General features: G+C 66.4%; 18 protein-coding genes. 2 read left to right on the top strand and 16 right to left on the bottom strand.

Annotation, left to right across the window (positions count from 1 at the left end):
* Position 1 precedes the first annotated feature (1 nt).
* From kdpF to GZH52_RS10620, 8 genes are all read right to left on the bottom strand, one after another.
* Complete coding sequence (gene kdpF, locus GZH52_RS10655) at positions 2-91, bottom strand: K(+)-transporting ATPase subunit F (RefSeq protein ID WP_163316453.1); 90 nt, start codon at positions 89-91, stop codon at positions 2-4.
* 463 nt (positions 92-554) lie between these two features.
* Positions 555-1,556 carry a sulfate ABC transporter substrate-binding protein gene (locus GZH52_RS10650; protein ID WP_163316452.1) on the bottom strand — a complete coding sequence of 334 codons (1,002 nt, stop codon included), beginning with the start codon at positions 1,554-1,556 and terminating at the stop codon, positions 555-557.
* A 181-nt stretch (positions 1,557-1,737) separates the two neighbouring features.
* Positions 1,738-2,796 (bottom strand): ACR3 family arsenite efflux transporter, encoded by a 1,059-nt coding sequence (gene arsB, locus GZH52_RS10645; protein WP_163316451.1) that lies wholly within the window; start codon positions 2,794-2,796, stop codon positions 1,738-1,740.
* 35 nt (positions 2,797-2,831) lie between these two features.
* A complete protein-coding gene (locus tag GZH52_RS10640) occupies positions 2,832-3,839 on the bottom strand; it encodes a permease (RefSeq protein WP_163316450.1) in 1,008 nt (335 codons plus the stop codon).
* Positions 3,840-3,926: 87 nt separating this feature from the next.
* Positions 3,927-5,687 (bottom strand): arsenical pump-driving ATPase, encoded by a 1,761-nt coding sequence (gene arsA, locus GZH52_RS10635; protein ID WP_163316449.1) that lies wholly within the window; start codon positions 5,685-5,687, stop codon positions 3,927-3,929.
* 10 nt (positions 5,688-5,697) lie between these two features.
* Complete coding sequence (gene arsD / locus GZH52_RS10630; RefSeq protein ID WP_163316448.1) at positions 5,698-6,066, bottom strand: arsenite efflux transporter metallochaperone ArsD; 369 nt, start codon at positions 6,064-6,066, stop codon at positions 5,698-5,700.
* Positions 6,067-6,103: 37 nt separating this feature from the next.
* Positions 6,104-6,577 carry an arsenate reductase ArsC gene (locus GZH52_RS10625; protein ID WP_163316447.1) on the bottom strand — a complete coding sequence of 158 codons (474 nt, stop codon included), beginning with the start codon at positions 6,575-6,577 and terminating at the stop codon, positions 6,104-6,106.
* Positions 6,574-6,948, bottom strand: a complete 375-nt coding sequence (locus GZH52_RS10620) for an ArsR/SmtB family transcription factor (protein ID WP_163316446.1) — start codon at positions 6,946-6,948, stop codon at positions 6,574-6,576. Before GZH52_RS10620 ends, GZH52_RS10625 begins: the two co-directional genes overlap by 4 nt.
* Positions 6,949-7,067: 119 nt before the next feature.
* Here GZH52_RS10620 and GZH52_RS10615 point away from each other — a divergent pair, with 119 nt between their 5' ends.
* Complete coding sequence (locus GZH52_RS10615; RefSeq protein ID WP_163316445.1) at positions 7,068-7,931, top strand: ATP-grasp domain-containing protein; 864 nt, start codon at positions 7,068-7,070, stop codon at positions 7,929-7,931.
* 60 nt (positions 7,932-7,991) lie between these two features.
* Here the strand turns inward: GZH52_RS10615 and GZH52_RS10610 are convergent, their stop codons facing one another.
* Positions 7,992-9,635, bottom strand: coding sequence for a methyl-accepting chemotaxis protein (locus tag GZH52_RS10610; protein ID WP_239058095.1), 1,644 nt, complete (start codon positions 9,633-9,635; stop codon positions 7,992-7,994).
* Positions 9,636-9,798: 163 nt separating this feature from the next.
* Between GZH52_RS10610 and GZH52_RS10605 the strand changes: the two genes are divergently transcribed.
* Positions 9,799-10,215: a hypothetical protein gene (locus tag GZH52_RS10605; RefSeq protein WP_163316444.1), complete on the top strand. Its 417-nt coding sequence runs from the start codon at positions 9,799-9,801 to the stop codon at positions 10,213-10,215.
* A 2-nt stretch (positions 10,216-10,217) separates the two neighbouring features.
* On the opposite strand, the gene pepT is transcribed toward GZH52_RS10605, so the two are convergent.
* The 7 genes from pepT to pap all read right to left on the bottom strand — a co-directional run bounded on the left by pepT (position 10,218) and on the right by pap (position 18,920).
* Entirely contained in the window at positions 10,218-11,432 is a 1,215-nt protein-coding gene (pepT, locus tag GZH52_RS10600; protein WP_163316443.1) for a peptidase T, read from the bottom strand.
* A 78-nt stretch (positions 11,433-11,510) separates the two neighbouring features.
* Positions 11,511-13,076 (bottom strand): AbgT family transporter, encoded by a 1,566-nt coding sequence (locus GZH52_RS10595; RefSeq protein WP_163316442.1) that lies wholly within the window; start codon positions 13,074-13,076, stop codon positions 11,511-11,513.
* A 142-nt stretch (positions 13,077-13,218) separates the two neighbouring features.
* Complete coding sequence (locus GZH52_RS10590) at positions 13,219-14,106, bottom strand: NUDIX hydrolase (protein WP_163316441.1); 888 nt, start codon at positions 14,104-14,106, stop codon at positions 13,219-13,221.
* A 47-nt stretch (positions 14,107-14,153) separates the two neighbouring features.
* Positions 14,154-14,414 (bottom strand): hypothetical protein, encoded by a 261-nt coding sequence (locus GZH52_RS10585; protein WP_163316440.1) that lies wholly within the window; start codon positions 14,412-14,414, stop codon positions 14,154-14,156.
* A 109-nt stretch (positions 14,415-14,523) separates the two neighbouring features.
* On the bottom strand, positions 14,524-15,672 hold the full coding sequence (locus tag GZH52_RS17005; protein ID WP_163316439.1) for a methyl-accepting chemotaxis protein: 1,149 nt from the start codon (positions 15,670-15,672) through the stop codon (positions 14,524-14,526).
* A 58-nt stretch (positions 15,673-15,730) separates the two neighbouring features.
* On the bottom strand, positions 15,731-17,443 hold the full coding sequence (gene recD / locus GZH52_RS10575) for an exodeoxyribonuclease V subunit alpha (RefSeq protein ID WP_163316438.1): 1,713 nt from the start codon (positions 17,441-17,443) through the stop codon (positions 15,731-15,733).
* Positions 17,430-18,920: a polyphosphate:AMP phosphotransferase gene (gene pap, locus GZH52_RS10570; protein WP_163316437.1), complete on the bottom strand. Its 1,491-nt coding sequence runs from the start codon at positions 18,918-18,920 to the stop codon at positions 17,430-17,432. Before pap ends, recD begins: the two co-directional genes overlap by 14 nt.
* Positions 18,921-18,926: the final 6 nt, after the last annotated feature.

Here is an 18,926-nt window from a genome sequence, read left to right as displayed (position 1 = left end):
CTTAGATGTCCTCCGCGTTCAGGAGCGCGTATACCAGCCAGACACCCAAGCCCAGCGCCATGGCTCCGGACAGCCACATCATCAGATTCATGGCGCCCTCCTGAACATCAAACTGTCGTAGGCGGCGGTCAGGCCGTAGGCGGCCAGATACAGCAGCCCTGCTCCCGTCAGCCAGATAAGGTCTTGCATGATGTTCCTCTCATACGAAATTGGCAGTTGAACTGTATGAGAGCGCGCGCTAAAAAAATGCTAATTGTTTAACAGGGGGTATAAAGAAAATATAAAAAAGCACGGCAGCGAGCTTGGCCGATTTTGACGTCTTTCAACCGCGCTCCACTGCGCTGCCGCCCGCACGGCGTGAACCCTGCAGCGCCGCCGGCTCGCCCCCCCCCACTTCAGGGCCTCCGCGCGCGTCAAGGTGCGGTGCTCAAGTCTGCCCGGCCCCCAGACAAGAAAAATCTCGCCGCAGCGGGATCATGTCAAAACCGTAGCTGCCAGCCTTCGTCCAGCCGGCCTCCGCATTGCCGAATCCATCGTCGCAGCGCGGGACGCCCTTATTTGCGGGTCGTGATGCGGTCGAACACGCCGCCATCGTTGAAGTGCCTGGCTTGCAATGCCGTCCAGCCGCCCAACTGGTCGACGGTCACCAGCTTGACCTTGGGGAAGGCGGCGGCGCTTTCGCGTGCCACGGCCGGATCGGTCGGCCGGTAATAGTGCTTGGCGGCGGCACGCTGCGCGTCCGGTGTGTACAGGTACTTCAGGTAGGCTTCGGCCTGCTTGCGGGTACCGCGCTTGTCGACGACCTGGTCAACTACCGCAACCGGCGGCTCGGCCTTGATCGACAAGGGCGGCACGATGATGTCGACCTTGTCCGGCCCGAGTTCCTGCTTGGCCAGCAGCGCCTCGTTCTCCCAAGCCAGCAGCACGTCGCCGATTCCGCGCTGCACGAAGGTCATGGTCGAACCGCGCGCGCCGGTGTCCAGCACCGGCACGTTGGCGTAGAGCTTTTTCAGGTAAGCCTGCGCAGATGCCTCGGTGGCGCCTGGCTGCTTGAGTGCCCACGCGTAGGCGGCGAGGTAGTTCCAGCGTGCACCGCCGGACGTTTTCGGGTTCGGGGTGATCACTTGCACGCCGGGCTTCACCAGGTCGCTCCAGGTCTTGATCTGCTTCGGGTTGTCCTTGCGGACGAGAAACACGATGGTCGAGGTGAACGGCGTGCTGTTCTGCGGCAGCCGCTTTTGCCAGTTGGCCGGCAGCAGTTTGGCCTGACTGGCGATCGCGTCGATGTCGGAGGCCAGGGCCAGCGTCACCACGTCGGCTTCCAGCCCGTCGATCACCGAACGGGCCTGCTTACCCGAGCCGCCGTGCGACTGCTTGATGGTCAGCGTCTCGCCGGTCTTCTTCTGCCACTGCGCGGCAAAGCCCTGGTTGATGTCCTTGTACAGCTCGCGGGTCGGGTCGTACGACACGTTGAGCAAGGTGGCCTCGGCGGCAGCAGTGCCCACCAGCGACAGCGCCAGCAAGGACGCGAGAAGTTTCTGGGTAAACGGCTTCATGGATCACTCCCTGTTTATGTCTTTTGGAAGCTCCATTCTGAACGAATCGCATATATTGAAAAATAATATAAAACGATTTTGTAATTCGAATTATGAATTTAAATCAGGCGCCATGAAGCCTGCCTGCCGGCAGCCACGCCAGCCCTTTCGGGGGTCACCCGCCTGCATCGCCTGAATGCGCTCACGACGGCGCGCCGCGCCCGACAAACCAGCGACGGCCCATCCACAAGGCCGCGTTCACCAGCAGGATCAGCACCGGTACCTCGACCAGTGGGCCGATCACCGCGGCAAAGGCGACCGGGCTGGCTAGGCCGAAGGCGGCGATGGCCACCGCGATCGCCAGTTCGAAGTTGTTGCTGGCGGCGGTGAAGCTCATGGCCGTGGTCTTGGCGTAGTCCTCGCCAATCAGCCGCCCCATCAGGAAGCTGACAAAGAACATCACCACAAAATAAATCATCAGCGGCAGCGCGATGCGCAGCGCATCCAGCGGCAGGCGAACCACGTCGGCACCCTTCAGACTGAACATGGCGACGATGGTGAGCAACAGCGCCACCAGCGTCAGCGGGCTGATCTTCGGCAAAAAGCGCGTCTCGTACCAGTCGTTGCCGCGGCGCGCGATGAGTAGCTTGCGGGTCAGGTAGCCGGCAGCGAACGGGATACCCAGATACACCAGCACCGCCTCGGCGATGGTGGTGAAGCCGACGGCGATCACCTGTCCCTGCAAGCCGAACAGCGGTGGCAGTACCGAGAGGTAAAACCAGGCGAACACGCTGAAGAACAGGATCTGGAAGATCGAGTTGAACGCGACTAGGCCTGCGACGTACTGGTTGTCGCCGCGCGCGAGCTGGTTCCACACGATCACCATCGCGATGCAGCGCGCGAGTCCAATCAGGATCACTCCGGTCATGTACTCGGGCTGGTCTCGCAGGAAGATCACCGCCAGCGCGAACATCAGCGCCGGGCCGATGACCCAGTTCTGCATGAGCGACAGCGCCAGCATGCGCTTGTCGGCGAACACCCGCGGCAAATCTTCGTAATGCACACGAGCCAGCGGCGGGTACATCATCACGATCAGGCCGATGGCGATCGGGATATTGGTCGAGCCGAGCGACAGGCTGTTAAGCGTCTCGGCAAAGCCGGGGATGAGGATGCCCAGCACGATGCCCAGCGCCATCGCGGCGAAGATCCACAGCGTCAGGTAGCGGTCGAGAAAGGACAGGCGTTGGCTTGTTGTACTCATGGTTGTGCGTCCAGGTCAGGTATCGAGTGAATAAATCAGGCCAGCCAAGGGCCTAGCGCGGTAAACAAATAGCCCGCCGACACGGCGGTACCGATGATCACCACCACGAAGGCGACGAGGATCTGTTTGCGGAACAGCGCCTTGAGCAGGATCAGTTCGGTCAGGCTGGCGCCGGCACCACCGATGATCAGCGCCATCAGCGCCCCCAGCCCCATGCCCTTGAGCGCAAACATCGACGCCATCGGGATCAGCGTCTCGGCACGCAGATAGAGCGGAATGCCGGCCACCGCCGCCAGCGGGACGGCCAGCGGCTTGTCGTTGCCGGTGTGTGCGGCGATCCACTCGGAGGGAATGAAGCCGTAGGTGAACGCTCCGATGGCGACCCCCAACATCAGGTAGGGGAACACCGCGCGGAATTGACCCAGCGCTTCGCGCCACAGTTGCCGCCAAGGCATCTTCTTCTTGGACGGCCGGGCTGCTTGGGCCGGCTTGGGCGAGCAGCAGGAAGCTTTGGATGCTACCGGCTTGGGCGAGCAGCAGGCGGTCTCGGGTTCTACCGACGGTTTTGTGGAACAGCACGCACTCGCCTTGGGTGCGGTCTGCTTCACGTAGCGCCCGAAGTTCAGGCGCTCAAGCAGCACGCCGGCCAACAGCGAGACCAGCAGCGTCGCCGCCATATAGACCAGCGTCACCTTCCAGCCGAAGGTCATCCACAGCAACCCGACCACGATAGGGTTGAGCAACGGCGACACGAACAAGAAGGTCATGGTCGGCCCGAAGCCTGCGCCGGCGCGCAGCAGGCCGTTCAGCATCGGGATGGTCGAGCAGCTGCAAAACGGCGTAACCGAACCGATGGCGGCAGCGGTCAGATAGCCGCTCCCCTTCTTGCTGCTGAGCAGCGACTGCACCTTGCCGGCTGGCAGCTGGTGCTGGATAAGAGCGACGGCAAAGCTGATCAGCACGAACAGCAGCGACAGCTCCAGTGCCAAAAACACGAACATTGACGCCGCAGACTGCAGCGACGCCGTGGAAAACGAAAACATGCTTAATCTTTCTGCAACGCACGGCGACAAGGTACCGCCGCGCATTCATCAATAGGTGCTCCGCGCATGGCACGGAGCCCATGCCACTCAGTTTGCCCGGGCGAGTGCGGCCAGCGCATCGGCGCCGACCGGTTCTTGAGCCAGAAGGGGCAGCAGTGCCACATGTGTGGCGTGCCGGGTCAGCACCGCGTCGATTTCACGCGCCTCGTTTTGCGCACGCCTCGCCAGCAAGGGCGAGCGCGCGCCGGCGGCGGCGACGCTCTGGTTGACCACCCACGCCCACGGCGTGATACCGGCGCGCATGAGGTCGGCCTGCAAGGCGGCGGCTTCCAGCACCGGCGTGGTCTCGGCCAGCGTCGCGATCAGCACCTTGGTGCGCGCCGGGTCCTGCAACTGCATCATCGGCGTGACGAAGTGCAGGCCCTTGTCGCCCATCTGGCGCACCATGTCGCGGTGGTAGGCGCCGGTGGCGTCCAGCAGCAGCAGGGTGTGGCCGGTCGGCGCGGTGTCCATCACCACGAACTTGCGCCCGGCCTCGCGGATTACCCGCGAGAACGCCTGGAACACCGCGATCTCCTCGGTGCACGGCGAGCGCAGGTCTTCTTCCAGCAGCGCGCGACCCGCCGCGTCCAGATCCCTGCCCTTGCTCGCCAGCACCTCATCGCGGTAGCGCGCGGTCTCGGCCAGCGGGTCGATGCGGCTGACCGTGAGCGCAGGCACCGCCTCGCCCAGCGTCTCGCCCAGATGCGCCGCCGGGTCGGAGGTGGTCAGGTGCACCGGCAGGCCGCGCCGCGCCAGTTCGACCGCCACCGCCGCCGCGATGGTGGTCTTGCCCACGCCGCCTTTGCCCATCACCATCACCAGACCATGGCCGGCAGCGGCAATGCCGTCGACCAGTTGCGCGAGCGTGGACGTGCCGGCCGGTAGCGGAGCCACCGTTGCCGGCACCGCACCTGGCTGCACTGCGTCGGACAGCAAAGCCTCCAAGGCAGCCAGGCCAACCAGATTGAACGGCTTGAGCGGCAGGCGGTCCTGCGGCAACGCTGCCAAAGCGGCGGGCAGTTGGGCAAGCGCCGCCGCCTCACGACGGACAATCGCCTGCGCCAGCGCGTCGTCGCCGGCTTCTTCCGCCGGGAACACGCCGTTGATGACCAGATGCTGCTGGCCAAGGCCGATGGCGGCCAGCTCTTGGTGGGTGCGCGCCACTTCTCGCAGCGTCGATGCTTGTGCACGCGCGACCAACACCAGCCGGGTCCTGGCCGGGTCGGCCAGCGCGTCGACCGCCGCGTGGTATTGCGTACGCTGCTTTTCAAGGCCGGACAGCGGCCCCAGGCACGAGGCGCCGTCCGGGTTGGCGTCGAGAAAGCCCGACCAGGCGCCCGGTAGTTGCAGCAGGCGGATGGTGTGGCCGGTCGGCGCGGTGTCGAACACGATGTGGTCGTAGTCCGCAATCAGCGCGGGGTTGGTCAGCAGCGCGGTGAATTCGTCGAAGGCGGCGATCTCGGTAGTGCAGGCGCCGGACAGTTGTTCCTCGATGCCCCTGACCACCGCTGCGGGCAGCACGTTTTTCACCGGGCCGACGATGCGGTCGCGGTAGACTTGCGCGGCCGCCTGCGGGTCGATCTCCAGCGCAAACAGCCTGTCCACCGCCGCGATCGGGCAGATGGCGTGGCCGATGGTCTGGCCGAACACCTGCCCCACATTGGACGCCGGGTCGGTGCTCACCAGCAGCACCCGTTTGCCGGCGCGCGCCAGACGCAGCGCGCTAGCACACGCGATCGAGGTCTTGCCGACGCCACCCTTGCCGGTGAAGAACAGGAACGGCGGCGGATTATCGAGAAAATGCATGGCAGGCCCCTTAGCAGCAGCCGGTGTCGCCACCACAGCAGGATGACTGGACCGGCGCGCTAGCGGCGGCGAAGGTCGAGATGCCGGCAAAGCGCGCCAGCTCGGCGCGGCGCGGGTAGCGGCCGGTCAGCGCGATCTCGCCGCCAACCAGCGTTAGCGGCAAGCCCTCGGCGCCGGAGCGCTCGAGAAAGCCCTTCACCACCGCGTTTTCGGCGAACGCGAGCGGCTCCTGCGCCAGGTTGTAGCGGCGGATGTCCGCGCCCTGTGTTTTCGCCCAGTCGAAGTCGGCGGCAAAGGTCACCAGCGCCTGGTCGACTTCGCTGCCACACACACCGCTGGCACAGCACAGCGCGGGGTCGAAAATCTCAATCTTTGTCATGTCAATAATCCTAATAATGTTGAAATGTCGGTCAAAATCAGACGACGTCGCGGCCGATGCGGTCGAGCTCGGCCTTGAGTGCGGCACGGTCCAGCGTTTCCAGCGGCAGCGCGAGCATCGCCTCGATCCGTGCGCGCAAGGTGCGGTAAGCCGCCATGAAGGCCGCGTCGATTTGTTCGTCGGTACCGGTCGCGTGCGCCGGGTCGTCCACGCCCCAGTGCGTACGCAGCACCGGGCCCAGGTAGGCCGGGCAGGTTTCGCCGGCGGCCGACGCGCACACCGTGATCACGATGTCCGGCACCGCCGGCAGCGCGTCCCAGCTTTTGCTTGCGAGCCCGTCGACATCCATGCCTTCGCGTGCAAGCAACGCGATCGAGCGCGGGTGGACGTAACCTGCCGGCTGGCTGCCGGCACTCATCGCCCGCCAGCCTTGCGGTGCCAGATGGTTGAAGGTGACTTCGCCGAGGATGGAGCGGCACGAGTTGCCGGTACACAAAAACAGCACGTTCATGGTTTGGGTTCCGTAGCAGGGGAAACAGGGGGCAACACGGCGCTCGGGCAGCACGAGGCCGCGCGCGCATCGAGGCATTGTTCCGGCTGGCCGCTGCAGCACTCGGCAGTCAGGTAGGCGATCAGCTCGAGCATCAGCGAGAGGTTGGCGCGGTAGCGCTGGAAGCGCCCTTCCTGCGTCACCGACACCAGCCCGGCGTGGGTCAGCGCCTTCAGGTGGAAGGACAGTTTGTTGGGCGCGATATCGAGCGCGCTGGCGATCTCGCCGGCGACAAGGCCGGCATGGCCGTGTTTGACCAGGAGGCGGAAGGCGTCGAGGCGGATGCCGGAGGCGAGCGACTCGAACAGGTGGGTAGCAGTCTGGTTTTCCATGCTTCAATTCTACGACTAAAATTGAAATGTTTACCAGCAAGATTTTGCAATCTTAAATATTTAAAAAATCACATTGGCGTATTTGCTAAAAATAAGGCGTAACCGGACAGGAGCCCCCGATGAGCCCCCTCATTCCCGCGCTACAACGCACCGACGCCCGTCTGCGCAAGGCAGCCTTCCTGCTTTCGTCCCGCTGGGAGGTACGCCGGCGCGGCACGCCGGACGCGTGGCGCATCCTGTTCTCGCCCAAGCCGGGGTGGGAGGACACGCTCAGGAAGGGTTTCGCCGGCAGCCGGCATACGCTGCACTTTGCGCCGCTGGAAGGTCAGGCACTCGCGGACGCGGACCTGGTCGTCCCGCTGGATATCGAACCGCTGCTCGCGCTCAGGCAGCAGCCGCAAAGACTGTGGGCGGATAACCCGCTGCCGCTGCCCAGCGCCGAAAGCGTTATGCTGTGCGACGACAAACAGCACTTCTACCAACATTTGTACAGCGCAGGCTTTGCCCATGCGCTGCCTCGCATCGCCGAGGCCGGTGAGCTTGCCCTGCCTTTCATCGTCAAGCGGCGGCACGACGTGATGGGGCAGCACTGCCACGTGGTGCTCGACGAAACGGACTTGCGCCGCTACGCCCCGCTCTTCGCCGACCCGGACTACTTCTGCCAGGCGCTGGTGCAGGGGAAAGAGGAATTCGCGACCCACCTGCTGTTTCGCGACGGCCGCGTCGAACACGCACTGAACATCCGCTACCATTTCGTCGGCGACACCCCGGTCAAGGGCAAGACGCCCGCCAGTTGGGCGCCGGTCGCCGCGCGCCACCTCGCGATGTTCGGCAACATGCTTTCCGCGCTCGGCTTCGAGGGCTTGTGCTGCGTGAATTACAAGGAAGAAGGCGGTGTACCCAAAGTGTTCGAGATCAATCCGCGCTTTGGCGGCAGCCTCTGTCCCTACTTTTTCACCTTTGTCCGCCACCTGCAAAGCTGAGCAAGCGCAAAGAAAACAGGGCAGGCCGATGGCCTGCCCTGTTGGTGACTGAAGCGTGGTTTACAGCTCGAAACGACTGACCGACGAGCGCAAGGACTGGGTGAGCCGGTTGAGCGCCTCGGTCGCTTCGGCGGTGTGCCTGGCGACTTCGGCACCGGAGGCGGCTCCCTGCGAGATCTGCTCGACATGGCGGGCGATCTCGTTGCTCGCCTCGCTCTGCTCGCCCAGCGCGTGCGAGATGTCGGTGACCACGCCGACCACCCCCGACGTGCTCTGGCGGATGCGCTCGACCGCCTCGCCGCCCCCGGCGGCCAGCGTGACGCCGTTGCCGGCACGGGTGACCGCCTGTTCGATGGTCGAGCGCGACGCGTCGGACGCCGCATGGATCGCGCCCAGCATCGAGGCGATCTGCTGGGTCGACGCGGTGGTGCGCTCGGCCAGTTTCCGCACTTCGTCGGCGACCACCGCGAAACCGCGCCCCTGCTCGCCGGCACGCGCCGCCTCGATCGCCGCGTTCAGCGCCAACAGGTTGGTCTGGTCGGCGACGTCGCGGATCACCTCCATGATCGAACGGATCGACTCGGTCTTGTCGACCAGCTCGCCGATGGTCGTGCTCGCCGCCGACACTTCCTGGCTGATCATTTCCATTTCGCCGACCGCACGGGTGATCACCTCGCCGCTCTGGCGGGATTCGTCGCCGGCCTGCTGCGAGCGCTCGCGCGCCTGCTGCGCGCTGTCGGCGATGTGGTGGATGCTGGTGGTCAGCTGTTCGATCGCCGCCGCCATCGCCGAGGCCGCCTGGCTTTGCCGTTGCGACTGCTGCGCGTTGTCGCCAGCATAGTTTTCGATCTGCCCGGACATCGAAGAGAGCTGCCCTGCCGCGGTGGTGATCTCGCCGATCAGCTCGCGCAACGCGCCCTGCATCTGCGCGATCGACGCGAGCAGGCTGTCCTTGTCGCCGGCGGCCAGCCGGACCGGCTCGTTCAGGCGGCCGGCCGCGATCTTGCGCACCACCTCGATCGCGTACGCGGGCTCTCCGCCCAGGCCCCGGATCAGGTTGCGCACGATCAGCGTGCTGACCACCAGCAGCAGTACCGCCAGCACGCCGACCACCCCCAGCATCTGGGCCGACTGCCGCCAGAACGCCGCGTCGACGTCGTCGACGTAGATGCCGGTGCCGACATGCCAGCCCCAGCCGCGGCTGGTACCCAGCCAGGAGATCTTGTCGACCGGCGCCTCGCTGCCGGGCTTGGCCCAGCGGTACTCGACCAGGCCGCCGCCCTTGGCCAGCGCCCCGTCGAACAAAGCACTGAGGTCGACGCCGTCCGCGTCGCGGACGCCGCGCATGGACTTGCCCACCAGTTCGCCGTTGACGCCGTGGGCAATCCAGTCGAGGTCGCGGTCAAGCACGAAGAAGTATTCGGAGCCGTTGAAACGCTGCGCGCTGATCGCGGCGAGCGCGAGGCGCTGCGCGTCGGCCAGCGGCAGCTTGCCCTCGCTGGCGAGCGCCTCGTAGTAGCCGACCATGCTGACCGTCGACTCGACCTGGGTGCGGATCAGGTCGACCCTATCCGCGAGCAGGCTCTTTCTTTGTTCGGATAGCGCGATCGCGCTGAGTGCGATCAGGCCGGCAATCGCCAGCGCGATCAAGGCGTACAGCTTGCCGCGCATCGACAGCACGGCCCGGCGGTTGCCGCTTTCCATAGTATTACCCCTGAACGTGTCGAATAAACAAACGCGTTTTTTAATAATTAATTGTCAATCGTGTAGGGTAAATATACTATGCAAAAACAATATGTTTTATATGGATATGCCCAATCTGGGCGATACGGGTGAACGGTTTTTTGATAGACGGGAGGTCGGCGAGATGTGTCCGGTAAACACGGCAGACCCGGCGCGCCACTGCTGCCCGATCACGCAGCAGATGCTGCCTATGCTGCGCGAGCTCTACCAGGCCTCCGGCGGAGACCTGACCATGATGCTGGTCGTACTCGAAGTCTGGTCGCACGCCCGCTGCCACTGCCGGCATGACGGCAGCCCCCCGCGCGCGACCAACGGCCACTCGATCGCGCTGGTCACCGGCATCCCGCGCGAGACCGTGCGCCGCAAGCTCGTCAAGCTCGCCGAACTGGGCTGGCTCAGCGAGAACGCGCAGGGGCAGCTCCTCCCCACGCCACGGCTGACCGAACAGCTGCAGCCCTTGCGCACGCACTGCCCCGCACTCTCCGCCCAGAACAAAAAAGCCCTGCAGGCCGAAGCCGCAGGGCTGATCACAATTTCCTAGCGTCAGGCGCGCGCCGCCAATTCGACGATGCGCCGCGTCAGCGCGTACGACTTTTCAAGCGCCGGAAGCGGCAGGAACTCGTAGATCGAGTGGAAGTTGTGCGCGCCGGTGAAGTAGTTCGGCGTGCACACCCCGCGCGGCGACAGGGCCGAGCCGTCGGTGCCGCCGCGCATCGGGATCACCTTGGCCGCGATGCCCAGCTCGCCCATCCCCTCGAAGATCAGGTCGATCGCGCGCCTGTCCTCGCCCAGCGACTGCGCGATGTTCGAGTACACATCGTCCACCCGGTACTCGATCTTCGCCTTCGGATGACGTGCCGAAACCAGCGCGACCGCCTCGCCGATGAAGCGCTTGCGCGCCTCGAACGAGGCGAGGTCAAAGTCGCGGATCGCCATCTTCAGCGTCGCCTGGTTCGAGTTGGCCTGCAGGTCGGTGAACCAGAAGTAGCCGTCGCGGCCGGCGGTATGCTCGGGAGTGTCGGTGCGGTCGAAATGCGCCATCAGGTCGGTCAGCACGCGGATCGGGTTGACCAGCACGCCCTTGGCCGACATCGGGTGCGCGGTCACGCCGGTCACCGTCACCTCGGCGGACGCCGCGTTGAAGGTCTCGTACACCACCTCGCCCGTCTCGCAGCAGTCGATGGTGTACGCAAAGTCGACGTCAAAGCGTGAGAGGTCGAGCAGCTTGGAGCCCTTGAGGCCGATCTCCTCGTCCGGCACGAAGGCGACCACCAGGTCGCCGTGCGCGGCGGGCAGGTTCGCCAACAGCGTCATCACCACGGCGATCGCCGCCTTGTTGTCGGCGCCCAGCACGCTGGTGCCATCGGTCACCACGATCTCCTCGCCCCGGTAGGGCAGGATCTCCGGGTGCTCGGCGACGCGCAGCCAGATGTCCTGGCGCGGGTTCAGGCAGATGTCTGCCCCGTCGAACACCACCACCTGCGGGAAGATTTCGGGCGAGATGCCGACGTCGACGGTATCGAGGTGCGCGACAAAGCCGATGCGCGGCGCGCCGGCCACATTGCCGGGCTTCTTCGCGGTGAGGATGCCGTGCCCGTCGATATGCACGTCTTCCAGGCCCAGGGTTTCCAGCTCGGCCGCGAGCGCGCGCACAAGCTCGAGCTGGCCGGGGGTGGACGGGACGGTGCGGGCGGACGCGTCGCTCTGGCTGGGGATGGCGACGTAGCGCAGGAAGCGCTCGAGCAATTGTTCTTTCATCGGGAATCCTTGCAAGACAAAACAGGTGGACGGGTGAAGCCAGCAGCCGTCACCCGTCACGCACAACCGGCAGACGCCTCAGCGCACCGGCGGGTAGACGTAGCCGCTGTCAAAGCCCAGCGGGATGCCCAGGCCCCAGAACAGGTAGAGCGTCGCGGTGAGCACCACCAGCAGGCCGACCGTGTACGGCAGCATCATCGAGCACAGCGTGCCGACGCCCGAATCCTTGCAGTACTGGCGGCAGTACATCAGGATCAGCGGGTAGAACGCGAACATCGGCGTCGAGACGTTGACCGCCGAATCCGAGATGCGGAACGCCGCCTGGGTCAGCTCCGGCGAGATGCCGACCGCCATCAGCATCGGCACGAACACCGGCGCCAGGATCGCCCACTTGGACGACGCCGAGGTGATGATCAGGTTCAGGCACGCGGTCAGCAGGATGATGCCGAACACGGTGAAGCCCGCTGGCATCGCCAGCTCCTTCAGGAAGTCGGCGCCGGAGATCGCGATCAGCGTGCCGATGTTCGAGCGGCCGAACGAATACAGGAACTGCGCGCAGAAGAAGCCGAACACCATGAACGAGATCAGCGAGCGGGTGATGTTTTCCATCGACGCGGTCACGTCCTTCGAGCTCTTGAACTTCTTCACCGCGAAGCCGTACACCAGGCCGGGGATCGCGAAGAACAGGAACAACAGCGGCACGATGGCCTGCATCACCGGCGCCTTCGGGCTGGTCAGGCTGCCGTCCGGCGCGCGCCACAGCGAATCCGCCGGCACCAGCAACAACGCGAGGCCCGCGATCAACGCGAGCATGGTCAGCCCGGCGTAGCGGAAGGCGCGGCTCTCTTCCGGCGTGATGTGGCGCAGGTCCTCGTCCTTGCCGGTGTTAAGTTCCTTGTTCAGCGGCATCGACGCCTTCAGGCGTGGCTCGACGATGCGGTCGGTGATGAACCAGCACACCGCGATCACGCCGAAGGTGCCGCCCAGGCTGACGAAGTAGTTGCACAGCACGTTGACGTCGTAGGCCGGGTCGATGATGCGCGCCGCCCCCTGCGTGAAGCCCTGCATGATCGGGTCGATGGTCGACGGGGTGTAGCTCGCGGTAAAGCCGCCGGCCAGCCCCGCGAAGGAGGCGGCGATGCCGGCCAGCGGGTGGCGGCCGCAGGCGTAGAACATCATCGCCGAGACCGGCATCAGCACCACGTACGCCGAGTCGGACGCCATGTGGCTGACCACGCCGACGAACACCACGGCCGGGGTCAGGATCTTCTCTGGGGTGATGTTGAGCAGCTTCTTGAGCAGTACCTGGATGAAGCCGCTGCCCTCGGCGATGCCGATGCCCAGCGTGGCGACGATGGTAATGCCCAGGGGCGGGAAGCTGATGAAGTTCTTCACCATCAGCGTGACGAAGGTGGTCAGCTCGTCGGGCGAGAGCATGTTGACGACCTGGATCACGTCGCCGGTCAGCGGGTGACGGTAGTCGAAGCTGACGAAAGACAGCGCCCACGACAGGCCCCAGCACACGAACAGCGCGTACAAGAACAGCATGGTGATGTCGGGCAGCTTGTTGCCAACCCGTTCGATCGCATTGAGAAAGCCGCCCGCGCGGGACGGCGGCGGCAGGGAGTCGCCGATGGCAGCCATTGTTGTTCTCCTCGGATTCTGGCTGTCCGGGTCGGCCTGCGGGTGATCCGCCCGGACATGGACGGATCACTATATAAGAATTAACTGCTTGCTATTTTTGATTCAGGTCAAGCCAAGGCAGATCCTGCCTGCACGCGCACGCCTACACGCCCAGCGCGTCGGCCGGCTCGATCCGGCCGGCCACCGCCTCGCGCAGCTCGGCGAAAACGCGGACAAACGGCGCGGCCTGCCCCGCCCAGTGGCCGTGTCTGAGCAGGCAGTCGATGGCGACCAGCGCCGCGTCGATCATGAAGCGCCCTTCCAGCAGCAAGGCCTCGACTTCGGCGAACGGCAGCAGGGTATGCTCGGAAAATTCGCCGTCCTGGTTGCAGGGCGCAACGCCCTCGGGCAGCCACAAGTCGTGCACGTACAGCCACTCGCGGTGCAGGCCGCGCGCGACCGGCCGCTCGGCCAGCAAGCGGCACACCGGTTCGAGCGCCGACAGGCGGGCGGCGTCGATGCCCGCCTCTTCCCAGCCCTCGCGCAGGCAGGCGTCGCGCAGGCTCTCGCCGGCGGCCACCCCGCCGCCGACCAGGTTGTCCATGCGGTTGGGTTCGTACGACTTCTCCGGGCTGCGCCGGCCGACCCACATGCGGATCTCGCCGTCCGGCTGGCGGGTGAGCCCGTTGATGTGGATCGCCCGGCTGGTCAGCCCCAGCGGGCGGAACGCCGCACGCTCGAGCTCGAACAGCAACTCGCCGTTCGTGCCGTGCGCGGCGAACTGCTCGTTCCGCCAACCGGTCAGCCAGCCCGCGTCGCGCCAGCCTTCAGCCGCCGCGCCCAGTTGCCGGCTGCGCATGGTAGCGTCGCCCTGCAGGGTGCACGCCAGCGCGTCGCCATGCCGGGCAAACAGCCCGGACGGACAGGAGAGCAGGCGTTCCCGCCATTCACGGTTGACCGAACCCAGGGTCTGCTCGCACACGACAAGCGGGGAAAAATCGGACAGGTCGTGGCGCGCGATGCGCTCAAGGTAGGCGGCGGCAGGGTGCATGGCGGCGGCTCGGCAGTCAGAAGCGCACAAGTTTATCCATTTTTCATTTATTCGGCTTGCCATGAATCTATTTGAGCTAGCCTGGCCAGCCGCCCAGGCAGGTCGGCCTGCTCGCCCAGCTTCAGCAGCAAGGCCAGCACCTCGGCGCTGGCACGCTCCATCTCGACGAGTGCCGGCGCGACCGCGCCGTCCTTCCCGCCGGCGAGCACGGCACGCTCGCCGGCATCGAGCGGCGTGTTCGCGCAGGCTGGCCTCCATGGCTTCCAGCTCGGCGATACGCGCGCGCTCTGGGCAAAGGTACCGAACATATCCGTTTAATCCGCGTAAAAATTGATAGAAAATCGTATCAAACACGCGAAAAACAGCTTATGACGACGGTCAAGCCCTGTCCGGACAGGGTTCCGCTACGGCAAAGCCTCAGGCGGTCAGCGCCTCCATCTCGGCCTGTGCACGCTTGTAGCCCTCGGGCTCGGCCTGCTGGCCCAGCCGGCAGAGCAGTTCCAGCACCTCGCGGCTGGCCGCCTCCATCGCCAAGAGCTGGCGCGCCAGTTCGTCAGGCTGGCGCGCGGCAAAAGCCTGCAACGCCTGGCGGCCGGCCTCGTGCACGCGCGCGTGCGGGCGCGCCAGTTCACGGAAGGCCGGAAAACCGGAAAACTCCCCGTGACCGCGCCCCTGTTCGCACCACTGGCCAAGCCGGCACTGGTGGTGGTCGCTGAGCGCCTCGGGTCTGGCGTCGGCCGGCTCGCCGGTCAGCACGGTGCGGTAGATCCCCAGCTTGAATACCACATGGTCCAGCCGCGCGACTTCCAGGAAGGAGATGTTCGCGCCTTGTGCGATCGAATCGCGCATCGCGCGCGACAGCAGCAGCAGTTCCTGCAGATTGTTGGCGGTGCTCTCGCCCTGGTTGCGGTGCTGCTCGGCCTCGCCTGCGGCTGCCTCGACACGGACGCTGGTGGTGCGCGTGCTCTCCTCGATCGAGCTGACCAGGCTGCCGATCTCGCGGGTCGCCTGGCTGGTGCGCTCGGCGAGCTTTCTCACCTCGTCGGCAACCACCGCGAAGCCGCGGCCAGCCTCGCCCGCGCGCGCCGCCTCGATCGCCGCGTTCAGCGCCAACAGATTGGTCTGGTCGGCCACGTCGCGGATCAGCTCGACAAAGCCGCCGATCTTGCCGGTGTGCTGGTTGAGGTTACGGATGTCGCCGGCGATGCCAACCTGCTGGTCGACCAGCGCCCGGAAGCTGCCGATCATGTCGAACACCGAGGTCAGGCTGCCTTCGAGTGCCTGTACCGCGTCACCGGTGCGCACCCGGTCCCCCTCCAGCTCGTTCGCCAGTTCGGCCAGCGACTGCTGCACGCCGGTGACGCTGTGCTGGCACTCGGCAAAAGCCTCGCGGCCGCCTGCGCCCTGCTCGGCCTGCCTGCGCAAGGCCTCGCACTCGTCGTTCAGCGCACGCTGCTCGCGCTCCAGTTGTTCGACGCGCAACTGCAAGGTCTGACGCTGGCCTTGCGCTTCCTGCAAGGCGGCTTTCGCCTCCGCCAGCGCCCTTCCTGACCCGAATCCGAACATGGCATCACCGTTAATTATTGATATACAAGTTAACTATAAACCATTTCCATTGGTCATATCATTGAGATGAATCAAGCCACAGCCGGGCCCCCAGCCCGGACTCGCGCCCGGCCAGCTGGCCGCACGCCGCGCGCAGACTCTCGCGCGGCCCCAGCAGGCGGCATTGCCTGCGTGCGCGGGTGATCGCGGTATACAGCAACTGGCGAGAAAAGAGCGGCGTCGGCTGGGCGGGCATCGCCAGCCACACCGTATCAAACTCGGAGCCCTGGCTCTTGTGCACGGTCATCGCGAACGCGGTCTCGTGCCCCGGCAGGCGCGCCGGCGAGATCGCCCTGAAACCGCCGTCCGCATCCGGGAAGAACACCCGCAAGGCACCCTGGTGCGCGAGCGCGATGCCGATGTCGCCGTTGAACAGGCGCACGCCGTAGTCGTTTTCGCGCACCATCACCGCCCGCCCCGGGTACCAGTCGGAGGCCGCGTCGCGCAGGCCGTCCGCGGCGAGCTGCGTCTCGACTTCGCGGTTGAGGCGCTCGACCGTGCCACGGTCCGCGCACAACAGCATGAAGCGCAAGAACTCGGCAAACACCTCGGCAGGCGGCGCGCCGGACGCGACCCGCTCGAAGTAGCTGGCGCGTTCGCGGTAATGCGCGGCGGCATCAAGTGTTGGCGCCGCGCCGATGTCGGCAAAGGCGCCGTCGTCCAGCAAGCTGCAGGCCGCGTCGGCGTCGCCCGCGTTGACCGCACGGGCGAGGCGGCCGATCCCGCTGTGCTCGCCGAAACGGTGGCTGTGCGTAAGAAAGACCACGCAGTCGGACAAGGGCTGCGCGTCCGACGCCCCCGCGGGCGCCGGCAGGCCGCACCGCACCAGCCAGTCAAGCGTGTCCGCGCGCCAGGCCTCGAGCGCCGCGACGTCGCCCAGCACCGCGCCGGCGTCGACCGACGAGAGCTGGTCGCGGTCGCCCAGCAGGATCAGCCGCGCGTGCGCGGGCAGCGCGGCGACGGTGTCGTGCATCAGCGAGAGGTCGACCATCGACGCCTCGTCGACGATCAGCACGTCCAGCGGCAAGGGGTTGCCCGGGTGGTGGCGCGGCGCGTCGCGCCCGGGCAGCACGCCGAGCAGGCGGTGCAGCGTCTGCGCGGACTCGGGCAGGCGCTCCGCCACCGCATCCGGTAGCGCGAGCGACGCGCGCGAGGCGCGCATCGACTCGGCCAGCCGCGCCGCCGCCTTGCCGGTCGGCGCCGCCATCGCCATCACCAGCGGACGCGGGCTGAGCAGGCAGAGCAGCGCGAGCAGGCGCACCACGGTGGTGGTCTTGCCGGTGCCCGGGCCCCCCGAGATCACCGTCAGGTGCGCGCGCGCGGCGAGCGCGGCGGCCAGGCGCTGGCGGTCGAGCACCGCAGGCGCCGGGCCGAACAGCGTATCGAGCGCGCCGCGCACCGCGGCCGGGTCCACTTCTTCGCGGGTGCCAGCCAGCACCGTGAGGCGGCGCGCAAGCTCCACCTCCTGCCACCACTGGCGCGCAAAGTAGAGCCGCCCCCCGTCGAGGATCAGCGGCGTGTAGTCGCCGGCGCGGCCGGTGAGCGGGCTTTGCGCGAGCGCGCGCAGGGTCGCGCCGTCGCGCACCGGCAGGCAGACGTGACCTGCGCGCGTGGCGCCGATCAGCGCGTGCACGGTCGAGGCCGCGCGCGCGTCAAGCGCGGGGTCGAGCCGCGCGAAGAGCCCGCCCAGCACCTCGGGCAGCGCGTCCGGCTGCGCTTCAGTCGCCGACATTCAGCCTCGCCTCCAGCGCGTCGCACACCGCGGACAGCACCTTCACCCGCGCGTGGTACTTGTTGTTCGCCTCGATCAGCGTCCACGGCACCTGCGTGGTGCTGGTGCGGTCGATCATGTCGCACACCGCGAGCTTGTAGTCGTCCCACTTCTGGCGGTTGCGCCAGTCTTCCTCGGTGATCTTGAAACGCTTGAACCCGGTCTCCTCGCGCGCCTTGAAGCGCGAAAGCTGGGTATCGGCGTCGATCGCCAGCCAGAACTTGAGCACGATCGCGCCGTCGTCGACCAGCTGGTGCTCGAAGTCGTTGATCTCGTAGTACGCCCGCGCCCAGTCGGCCGGCTCGCAGAAGCCCTCCACGCGCTCGACCAGCACGCGGCCGTACCACGAACGGTCGAAGATGGTCGTCTCGCCCTTGCCCGGCACATGCCGCCAGAAGCGCCACAGCCAAGGTTGCGCGCGCTCCTCCTCGGTCGGCGCGGCGACCGGCACCACCCGGTAGCGGCGCGCGTCGAGCGCCTGCGTGATGCGGCGGATGCAGCCGCCCTTGCCGGCCGCGTCGTTACCCTCGAAGGCGAGCACCAGCGAGTGGCGCGCGAAGCGCGGGTGGCGGGTCAGCCGGTTGAGGCGCGCCTGTAGCGCGTCCAGTTGCTCCAGGTAGTCGGCCTTGGCCAGCGGCTGGTTGAGTTCGAGGGTGTCCAGCAGCAGCTTGCCGTCGATCGGCAACGTCGGCGCCGGCGCGTCGGCGCGCGCCACATGCGCGTGCGCACGGTCCAGCCGCTGGCGCAGCGCGGCGCGGATCGCCTCGCCGACCGCCAGGCTGCGGTAGCGCGCGTCGGAGCCGTCGACGACGATCCACGGCGCGTACGCGGTATTGGTCAGGCGCAGGATGTGCGCGGCCGCCTTGCGGATGCGCGCGTAGTTGCGGTGGTTCTCCCAGTCGCGCTCGCTGACCCGCCACGCGCTCTTTGGGTCTTTCTCGAGCAGCTTCAGACGCGACTTCTGCGCGCCTTCCGACAGGTGGAACCAGAACTTCAGGATCAGCGCGCCGTCGTTGGCGAGCATGCGCTCGAAACGCAGGATGTCGCCGATGCGCCGGTCAGTCTTGTCGCGCCCGGCGCGCCCCTCCGCGCGGTCGAACAGCGTGTCCGAGTAGTAGGAACCGAAGAACATGCCGACCCGCCCCTTGGGCGGCAGCTCGCGCCAGTAGCGCCACATCCACGGCCGCGCGCGCGCCTCGTCGTTCGCCGCGTCGAACGCCACCGCGTCGATCAGGCGCGGGTCCAGCCATTCGTTGATCAGGTTCAGCGTCTCGCCGCGGCCGGCGCCGTCAAAGCCGTGGATCAGGATCAGCACCGGGAAGTCCGGCTTTTCCTTGAGGTCGTACTGCGCGTCGAGCAGCGCCTCGCGCAGCGCGGGCACCCGCACCTTCCACGTTTCCTTGTCGACGCTGTGGCCGATTTCCGCCGATTCGAACATTGTTGT

The sequence above is a fragment of the Crenobacter caeni genome (genome assembly GCF_010435965.1).
Taxonomy (GTDB): domain Bacteria; phylum Pseudomonadota; class Gammaproteobacteria; order Burkholderiales; family Chromobacteriaceae; genus Craterilacuibacter; species Craterilacuibacter caeni.
The sequence above is the reverse complement of the archived record's forward strand: the minus strand, read 5'-3'. Positions and strand labels throughout refer to the sequence as shown.

What these genes read in the sequence shown, in the direction of transcription:
- recD (WP_163316438.1), bottom strand. Translation starts at nt 17,443, where the DNA reads ATGTCGGCGACTGAAGCGCAGCCGGACGCGCTGCCCGAGGTGCTGGGC.
- GZH52_RS10605 (WP_163316444.1), top strand. Translation starts at nt 9,799, where the DNA reads ATGTGTCCGGTAAACACGGCAGACCCGGCGCGCCACTGCTGCCCGATC.
- arsD (WP_163316448.1), bottom strand. Translation starts at nt 6,066, where the DNA reads ATGACAAAGATTGAGATTTTCGACCCCGCGCTGTGCTGTGCCAGCGGT.
- pepT (WP_163316443.1), bottom strand. Translation starts at nt 11,432, where the DNA reads ATGAAAGAACAATTGCTCGAGCGCTTCCTGCGCTACGTCGCCATCCCC.
- GZH52_RS10615 (WP_163316445.1), top strand. Translation starts at nt 7,068, where the DNA reads ATGAGCCCCCTCATTCCCGCGCTACAACGCACCGACGCCCGTCTGCGC.
- GZH52_RS10595 (WP_163316442.1), bottom strand. Translation starts at nt 13,076, where the DNA reads ATGGCTGCCATCGGCGACTCCCTGCCGCCGCCGTCCCGCGCGGGCGGC.
- arsB (WP_163316451.1), bottom strand. Translation starts at nt 2,796, where the DNA reads ATGAGTACAACAAGCCAACGCCTGTCCTTTCTCGACCGCTACCTGACG.
- GZH52_RS10625 (WP_163316447.1), bottom strand. Translation starts at nt 6,577, where the DNA reads ATGAACGTGCTGTTTTTGTGTACCGGCAACTCGTGCCGCTCCATCCTC.
- pap (WP_163316437.1), bottom strand. Translation starts at nt 18,920, where the DNA reads ATGTTCGAATCGGCGGAAATCGGCCACAGCGTCGACAAGGAAACGTGG.
- GZH52_RS17005 (WP_163316439.1), bottom strand. Translation starts at nt 15,672, where the DNA reads ATGTTCGGATTCGGGTCAGGAAGGGCGCTGGCGGAGGCGAAAGCCGCC.
- GZH52_RS10620 (WP_163316446.1), bottom strand. Translation starts at nt 6,948, where the DNA reads ATGGAAAACCAGACTGCTACCCACCTGTTCGAGTCGCTCGCCTCCGGC.
- GZH52_RS10585 (WP_163316440.1), bottom strand. Translation starts at nt 14,414, where the DNA reads ATGTTCGGTACCTTTGCCCAGAGCGCGCGCGTATCGCCGAGCTGGAAG.
- GZH52_RS10590 (WP_163316441.1), bottom strand. Translation starts at nt 14,106, where the DNA reads ATGCACCCTGCCGCCGCCTACCTTGAGCGCATCGCGCGCCACGACCTG.
- GZH52_RS10640 (WP_163316450.1), bottom strand. Translation starts at nt 3,839, where the DNA reads ATGTTTTCGTTTTCCACGGCGTCGCTGCAGTCTGCGGCGTCAATGTTC.
- kdpF (WP_163316453.1), bottom strand. Translation starts at nt 91, where the DNA reads ATGAATCTGATGATGTGGCTGTCCGGAGCCATGGCGCTGGGCTTGGGT.
- arsA (WP_163316449.1), bottom strand. Translation starts at nt 5,687, where the DNA reads ATGCATTTTCTCGATAATCCGCCGCCGTTCCTGTTCTTCACCGGCAAG.
- GZH52_RS10650 (WP_163316452.1), bottom strand. Translation starts at nt 1,556, where the DNA reads ATGAAGCCGTTTACCCAGAAACTTCTCGCGTCCTTGCTGGCGCTGTCG.
- GZH52_RS10610 (WP_239058095.1), bottom strand. Translation starts at nt 9,635, where the DNA reads ATGGAAAGCGGCAACCGCCGGGCCGTGCTGTCGATGCGCGGCAAGCTG.